Genomic DNA, 6575 nt, shown 5'->3' with positions numbered 1-6575 from the left:
AAGATTTCCCGCTTGAGGCGATACAGCGCGGAGATGTCCTCGTCGCCGTGGCCGGCGGCCATCAGCCGCTCGTAGTCGGCGCGCGTCTGCGCCGACAGCGGCAGCTCGCCGCCGAGCTGCGCGGCCATGGCCAGGCAGATGCTCAGGTCCTTGTGGTGCAACGCCAGCTTGAAGCCGGGCGGGTAGCGGCCCTCGACCATGGACAGCCCGCGGTGGTTGACGAACCAGTTGCCGGCGGCGCCGGAACCGATGACCTCGATGAGCTTCTCGAGCGGCAGGCCCAGCGCCTGGGCAAAAGCCATCGCTTCGGTCACCGCCTGGTTGATGCCGGCCGCCATGACCTGGTTCACGGCCTTGGCGGCCTGGCCGGAACCCGCCGGCCCCAGGTGCACGATGCGCTGACCCAGCGCCCGTAGCACCGGCAAGGCACGTTCGAAGGCATGCGCCTCGCCGCCCACCATGATCGACAGCGTGCCGAGCCGCGCGCCCTCGGTGCCGCCGCTCACCGGCGCATCGAGGAAATCCACCCGCTGCTGGCCGAGCCGCTGCGCGCACTGCCGCGCCGTCTCGGCGCTGACGGTGGAGCAGTCGATCACCAGCTGACCGGCCGACAGCCCCGGCTGCAGCGCGGCCACCACTGACTTCACGTCGGCATCGGCCGACACGCAGATCACGACCGCCTCGCAAGTCCGCGCCAGTTCCGCCGGGTCGGCGGCCACGTGGCAACCGGTTTCCACGGCCAGCGTACGGGCCTTGTCCACGCTGCGGTTCCACACCCCGGCCAGCCGGCCATGCCGGGCGAGATTGCGCGCCATCGACTGCCCCATGGCGCCCAAGCCAATCAAACCCGTCTTCATGCGGCTACTCCCCTCCGGCTTGACTGCTGTAAATGAGAATCATTATCATCCGAAAAACCCGTTCGCCCGGATGCTGGCATGAGCTTCGACATCGACGCACGTATCGAGAACGGCCGGCCCGCGCTGCGCATCCTCGACGCCGACTCGCGCTGCGTGCGGCTGGCCTGGACCTGCCCCTGCGACGATGCGCCCGGCAACAGCGCGGAAAACCTCGCGCTACAGCGCCTGTTCCGCGAACTGTTCCTGCTATCGCTGCTGGACAAGCTGACGGCCCCCGGTCCGTCAGCCCGGCGCAAGCCGGGGTCCAGTGCCTGCAGAAAGTCTCTGGATTCTTGCTTTCGCCCGAATGACGAAATCAAGTCAACTCACTCGCTCTGCAAGTAGGTGTAGCCCGTCAACCCTGCCTCGAGCTCCTGCAGGCAGGCCTGTGCCTGCGCCGCCGGCAGCGCCGCCGCCGCCAGCTTGCGGCGATACGCCGCCAGCAGCTCCTCGGGCGCCAGGTGCACATAGCGCAGCAGCTCGTCCGCGCGATCGCCGGCTTCCGCGCCGACCAGTCGCCAGCCGCCCGCGGCGCTGAGCTCGACGTTGACCGCGTTGGTGTCGCCGAACAGGTTGTGCATGTCGCCCAGAATTTCCTGATACGCGCCGACCATGAAGATGCCGAGCAGGTAGCGCTCGCCGTCCTTCAGCCGGTGCGCGGGCAGGGTGCGGTCGAGGCCGTCGCGGTCCACGTACTGATCGATGCGCCCGTCGGAGTCGCAGGTCAGGTCGCACAGCGAGATGCGCGTGTCCGGCGCCTCGTCGAGGCGATGGATCGGCAGGATCGGGAAGATCTGGTCGATGGCCCAGACGTCCGGCACCGACTGGAACACCGAGAAGTTGCAGAAATACTTGTCGGCCAGCTTCTCGCGCAGCTCGTCCAGCAGCTCGCGGTGCGCGCGCGAGTTCGGGTCCAGCTGCGGCAGGACCTTGCGGCACACGGCGTAGTAGGCCTGTTCGGCCCAGGCGCGCTGCGCGACGTCGAGGCTGCCATGCGTGTACTGCGCCTGCGCCTCCTGCAGGCCGTGGATGGCATCGTGGTAGCACTCGACGGCGCTGCGGCCGCGCGGGTTCTCCCAGGCCGCCCAGAGGTCCTGCAGCACCGCCGGCGCGTCGGCAGCCGGCCGCGACGGCACGCCGTCCGGGGCGGATTCGTGGTCGATCACCGCGGTCACCAGCACCGCATGATGCGCGGTCAGCGCGCGCCCGGACTCGCTGATGATGTCCGGCTGCGGCAGGCCGTATTCGCGGCAGACCTCGGCCAGCGTACGCACGATGTTCAGCGCGTACTCGGCCACGCTGTAGTTCATCGAGCAGTAGGAGCGCGAGCGCGTGCCCTCGTAATCCACGCCGAGGCCCCCGCCGACGTCCACGCAGTCGAGCGGCGCGCCGAGCTGGCGCAGCTCGGCGTAATAACGCGCCGCCTCGCGCATGCCGCGCTGGATGTCGCGCACGTTGGCCACCTGCGAGCCGAGGTGGAAGTGCACCATGCGCAGGCTGTCCAGGCGTCCTGCGGCCCGCAGCTGCCCGACCGCGGCCAGCACCTGCGCGGCCGACAGCCCGAACTTGGATTTCTCCCCGCCGGTGTTCTGCCATTTGCCGCCGGCCACCGAGGCCAGGCGCACGCGCAGCCCGATCAGGGGCTCGACGCCGAGCGCCCGCGCCTCGCGCAGCACCAGTTCCAGTTCCGAGGGCTTTTCCACCACGATGTAGACGCGGTGGCCGAGCTTGCGGCCGATCAGCGCCAGGCGGATGTAGGCGCGGTCCTTGTAACCGTTGCACACGATGACGCCGCCATCCGGCGCCAGCCCCAGCACCGCCATCAGCTCCGGCTTGCTGCCGGCCTCGAGGCCCACGCGGCCGTTGCCCAGACGCAGGATCTCCTCGACTACGCTGCGCTGCTGGTTGACCTTGATCGGATAGACCGCCGTGTAGCGGCCGGCATAGCCGCTGTCGCGCATGGCGCCGGCGAAGGCGTCGCAGAGCACGTCCACGCGGTCGTGCAGGATGTCGGAAAAGCGCAGCAGCACCGGCAGCGGCAGGCCGCTGGCCTCGACCTCGCCGATCAGCTCGAACAGGTCGATCTCGGCGCCGTTGCGGCGCGGGCGCACCGTGAGATGGCCGGCGGCATTGACGCCGAAATAACCCTCGCCCCAGTGTTCGATGTTGTACAGGTCGCGGGCGTTTTCGGGCGTCCAGTGACTGGGTTTGTTCATGGGCCAGGCGTCACGCGGTGGTTGAAACCGGCGCGTATAATCCGCCCTCACCTCCCCCCCTGCAAGTATGGAGTCATGGTAATGGATCAGGCCTGGTTTACCGAGACCGTCGAGGGCACGGGCACCGCGTTTTCGCTCAAGCTCGCCGCCGGGCAGGTCAAGCCGCTGCACCGCGAGCAAACGCCCTACCAGCTGATCGAGATCTACGACACCGAGACCTTCGGCAAGCTGATGGTGATCGACGGCTGCACCATGGTCTCCACGCGCGACAACTTCCTCTACCATGAGATGATGACGCACCCGGCGCTGTTCACCCACCCGAACCCGAAGCGCGTGGTGATCATCGGCGGCGGCGACTGCGGCACGCTCAAGGAAGTGCTCAAGCACGAGTCGGTCGAGCATGCGCTGCAGGTGGAGATCGACGAGCGCGTCACGCGGCTGGCGGAGATCCATTTCCCGGAGCTGTGCACCTCCAACCACGACCCGCGTGCGGAACTGTACTTCGGTGACGGCGTGGCCTGGATGAAGAACGCCAAGCCCGGCAGCGTGGACGTCATCATCATCGACAGCACCGACCCGGTCGGCGTGGCCGAAGGCCTGTTCGGCAGGAAATTCTACGCGGACTGCATCCGGGCGCTGGGCCCGGATGGCATCCTGGTGCAGCAGAGCGAATCACCGCTGCTGCATCTGGACCTCATCACGGAGATGCACGCCGCCATGCGCGAGGTCGGCTTTGCACAGACGCAGCTGATCAGCTTCCCGCAACCGATCTATCCCTCCGGCTGGTGGTCGGCGAGCCTGGCGGCGAAGCGCGCGGCACCGCTGGCACCGCGGCTCGGCGCGGTCAACACCGGACAGCTGCAGACGAAGTACTACAGCGCGGACATGCACCGCGCGGCGCTGACACCTCCGCCCTTCGTCGCCCGGGCGCTGGACCTCGGTTGACCCGGGGGTTCTTGCCTGCCGTGGCAGGTCCGCAGCGGCGGCCCGCCTCTTTGATTCCGGCTGCGCAAAAGCGCCTGATCAAGCCGGGGGCTCGCACAGCTCGCGCACGTCGCGGCGCGCCTTGACGATCGTGTCGATGCGCTCTTCGGTGCTCAGCAGCCGCTGCCCGCCGGAGCCGTCGTTCGTCGTGATGCCATCGGCCTTCTCGTAGGCCGCCAGGCGCTCGCGTGCCTGCTCACAGAGCTGCGCCCGCACTTGGGCGGGATCATCGGCATCGGCCGGGACTTCCGAGCCCGCAGCCGTGCCGCTGTCATTCGCGTCGGCGGGCGGCGCGGGCTCTTCGCCGGGCACGCGGACCCGTATCTCCTGCGCACCCTGCACGGGCCGGTCGCTGTAATGCACCTTGCCGTCGGTGTCCACCCAGCGGTAGGTTTCGGCCGCGGCCGCGGCGCTCACCAGCAGCAGGCCCGCGCCGATCAGCACCACCGTCACTTTGCTCATGAGGCTCTCCTGCCCACACCTTGACCTGGGACAAGTATAGCCACGCCAGGTTGCCGGCGGGGCAGCCCGGGTCTAAAGTCGTTCAGGTCCACCCGAGCAGGCCATGTCCGGACCCGTCATCGCACAGCGCTTGCCGTTCCCGCTCGACCTGGCGCCGGGCGATTACTGGTGGTGCGCCTGCGGCCGGTCGAAAAATCAGCCGTTCTGTGACGGCTCGCACAAGGGCAGCGAATTTGCGCCGATCAAGTTCACGGTGCCGCCGGACAGCCGCAAGCTCTGGCTGTGCGGCTGCAAGCACTCCGGCACCAAGCCCTTCTGCGACGGCACGCATAACAAACTGCCCGGCTAGGCCGGGCAGTTTGTTCCGTCATTCCGGCGAAAGCCGGAATCCAGCGTCTTTGATATTGCGCAGAAAGGCCCTGGACCCCGGCCTTCGCCGGGGTGACAGAAAAATCAAAGATCGTAGCCGCGCTCGTTGTGCTGGGAAGTATCCAGCCCCATCGTTTCCTCTTCCGCGCTCACGCGCAGACCGGTGATCGCGTCCACCAGCTTGAGGAGCATAAAACTCACGATCGCCGTGTAGATCGCTATCACGAAAATGCCGAGCAGCTGCACGCCCATCTGCCGGCCCATGCTCATGCCCTCGGCATAACCCTGGCCGCTGAGCAGGCCGAGGCCGGCGGAGGCGAACACGCCGGCGGCCAAGGTGCCGAGCATGCCGCCGACGCCGTGCACCGGGAACACATCCAGCGAGTCGTCCACCTTGAGCGCGCGCTTCATGTAGTTGGTGGCGCCGAAGCACACCACACCTGCCGCCAGGCCGATCAGCAGCGCACCGCCGGGACCGACATAACCCGAGGCCGGCGTGATGGTGGCCAGGCCGGCGATGACGCCGGTGGCCACGCCCAGCACGCTCGGCTTGCCGTACTTGATCCATTCCAGCGCCATCCAGGCCAGCGCGCCGGCCGCTGCCGAGGTGTGCGTGACCAGCATCGCCATGCCGGCGTTGCCGCCGGCCGAGACCGCCGAGCCGGCGTTGAAGCCGAACCAGCCGACCCACAGCATGCCCGCGCCCATCACCGTCATGGTCAGGTTGTGCGGCATCATCGCCATTTCCGGGAAGCCGCTGCGTGGCTTGAGCACCAGCGCGCAGACCAGTGCGGCGATGCCGCAGGTGGTGTGCACGACCGTGCCGCCGGCGAAATCCAGCAGGCCCTGCTTGTACAGCCAGCCATCGCCAGCCCAGACCCAATGCGCCACCGGGGCATAGACCAGTATCAGCCACAACGCGGAAAACATCAGCATCGCCGTAAAGCGCATGCGCTCGGCGAAGGCGCCCACGATCAGTGCCGGCGTGATGATGGCGAAGGTCATCTGGAACATCACGAACACACTTTCCGGGATGGTGCCCGACAGCGCATCCTCGCTGACGCCGTTCATGAACGCCTTGGACAGGCCACCGATGAACGGGCCGCCCGGGCCGAAGGCAAGGCTGTACACGAACAGCACCCACAGTACCGAGGCCAGGCAGGCGATCACCAGGCATTGCATCAGCACCGACAGCACGTTCTTGCTGCGCACCAGGCCGCCGTAAAACAGCGCCAGCCCGGGCAGGGTCATGAACAGGACCAGCGCGGTCGAGGTCAGCATCCAGGCGGTGTCGCCGGAATCGAGCGCGGTGTCGGCCAGGGCGGCGCCCGGCAGCAGAGCCAGCAGCGCGAAGCTGCCCATCAGCTTGATCATGGTCTATCCCCCCTCGAATCTTGTGTTGTGCCGCAGCCCTAGACCGCGTCCTTGCCGGTTTCCCCGGTGCGGATGCGCACCACCTGCTCCAGCGGCTGCACGAAGATCTTGCCGTCGCCGATCTTGCCGGTGCGCGCGGCCTGGGTGATGGCCTCGATCGCCTTGTCCACCATCTCGTCGGTCAGCGCCAGCTCGACCTTGACCTTGGGCAGGAAATCCACGACGTATTCGGCGCCGCGGTACAGCTCGGTGTGGCCCTTCTGGCGGCCGAAGC

The 6575-nt window shown here is 67.8% G+C and carries 8 protein-coding genes; 3 read left to right on the top strand and 5 right to left on the bottom strand.

The genetic code is table 11. The features are described from left to right. A partial coding sequence (locus tag VNJ47_07860; protein HXG28748.1) for an NAD(P)-dependent oxidoreductase occupies positions 1 to 857 on the bottom strand: 857 nt, incomplete at its 3' end. Between the two features lie 78 nt (positions 858 to 935). Here VNJ47_07860 and VNJ47_07855 point away from each other — a divergent pair. Further along, the gene (locus VNJ47_07855) at positions 936 to 1241 is read left to right on the top strand and encodes a hypothetical protein (protein ID HXG28747.1); all 306 of its coding nucleotides are present in this window, start codon (positions 936 to 938) and stop codon (positions 1239 to 1241) included. Here the strand turns inward: VNJ47_07855 and speA are convergent. After that, positions 1223 to 3112, bottom strand: coding sequence for a biosynthetic arginine decarboxylase (gene speA, locus VNJ47_07850; GenBank protein ID HXG28746.1), 1890 nt, complete (start codon positions 3110 to 3112; stop codon positions 1223 to 1225). The genes VNJ47_07855 and speA overlap by 19 nt on opposite strands. Before the next feature lie 81 nt (positions 3113 to 3193). Between speA and speE the strand changes: the two genes are divergently transcribed. Next, on the top strand, positions 3194 to 4057 hold the full coding sequence (speE, locus tag VNJ47_07845; GenBank protein ID HXG28745.1) for a polyamine aminopropyltransferase: 864 nt from the start codon (positions 3194 to 3196) through the stop codon (positions 4055 to 4057). Between the two features lie 78 nt (positions 4058 to 4135). Here the strand turns inward: speE and VNJ47_07840 are convergent, their stop codons facing one another. Next, on the bottom strand, positions 4136 to 4558 hold the full coding sequence (locus tag VNJ47_07840; GenBank protein ID HXG28744.1) for a DUF4124 domain-containing protein: 423 nt from the start codon (positions 4556 to 4558) through the stop codon (positions 4136 to 4138). A gap of 103 nt (positions 4559 to 4661) precedes the next feature. Here VNJ47_07840 and VNJ47_07835 point away from each other — a divergent pair, with 103 nt between their 5' ends. After that, positions 4662 to 4907, top strand: a complete 246-nt coding sequence (locus VNJ47_07835) for a CDGSH iron-sulfur domain-containing protein (GenBank protein ID HXG28743.1) — start codon at positions 4662 to 4664, stop codon at positions 4905 to 4907. A gap of 104 nt (positions 4908 to 5011) precedes the next feature. On the opposite strand, the gene VNJ47_07830 is transcribed toward VNJ47_07835, so the two are convergent. Together VNJ47_07830 and VNJ47_07825 are read right to left on the bottom strand one after the other, a co-directional pair. Next, entirely contained in the window at positions 5012 to 6301 is a 1290-nt protein-coding gene (locus VNJ47_07830; protein HXG28742.1) for an ammonium transporter, read from the bottom strand. A gap of 38 nt (positions 6302 to 6339) precedes the next feature. Beyond that, a partial coding sequence (locus VNJ47_07825) for a P-II family nitrogen regulator (protein ID HXG28741.1) occupies positions 6340 to 6575 on the bottom strand: 236 nt, incomplete at its 5' end.

It is taken from the genome of Nevskiales bacterium, from assembly GCA_035574475.1.
In the GTDB taxonomy this organism is placed as follows: domain Bacteria; phylum Pseudomonadota; class Gammaproteobacteria; order Nevskiales; family DATLYR01; genus DATLYR01.
The sequence above is the reverse complement of the archived record's forward strand: the minus strand, read 5'-3'. Positions and strand labels throughout refer to the sequence as shown.

Coding starts and splice junctions, on each gene's coding strand:
- VNJ47_07855 (HXG28747.1), top strand. CDS start 936: ATGAGCTTCGACATCGACGCACGTATCGAGAACGGCCGGCCCGCGCTG.
- speA (HXG28746.1), bottom strand. CDS start 3,112: ATGAACAAACCCAGTCACTGGACGCCCGAAAACGCCCGCGACCTGTAC.
- speE (HXG28745.1), top strand. CDS start 3,194: ATGGATCAGGCCTGGTTTACCGAGACCGTCGAGGGCACGGGCACCGCG.
- VNJ47_07840 (HXG28744.1), bottom strand. CDS start 4,558: ATGAGCAAAGTGACGGTGGTGCTGATCGGCGCGGGCCTGCTGCTGGTG.
- VNJ47_07835 (HXG28743.1), top strand. CDS start 4,662: ATGTCCGGACCCGTCATCGCACAGCGCTTGCCGTTCCCGCTCGACCTG.
- VNJ47_07830 (HXG28742.1), bottom strand. CDS start 6,301: ATGATCAAGCTGATGGGCAGCTTCGCGCTGCTGGCTCTGCTGCCGGGC.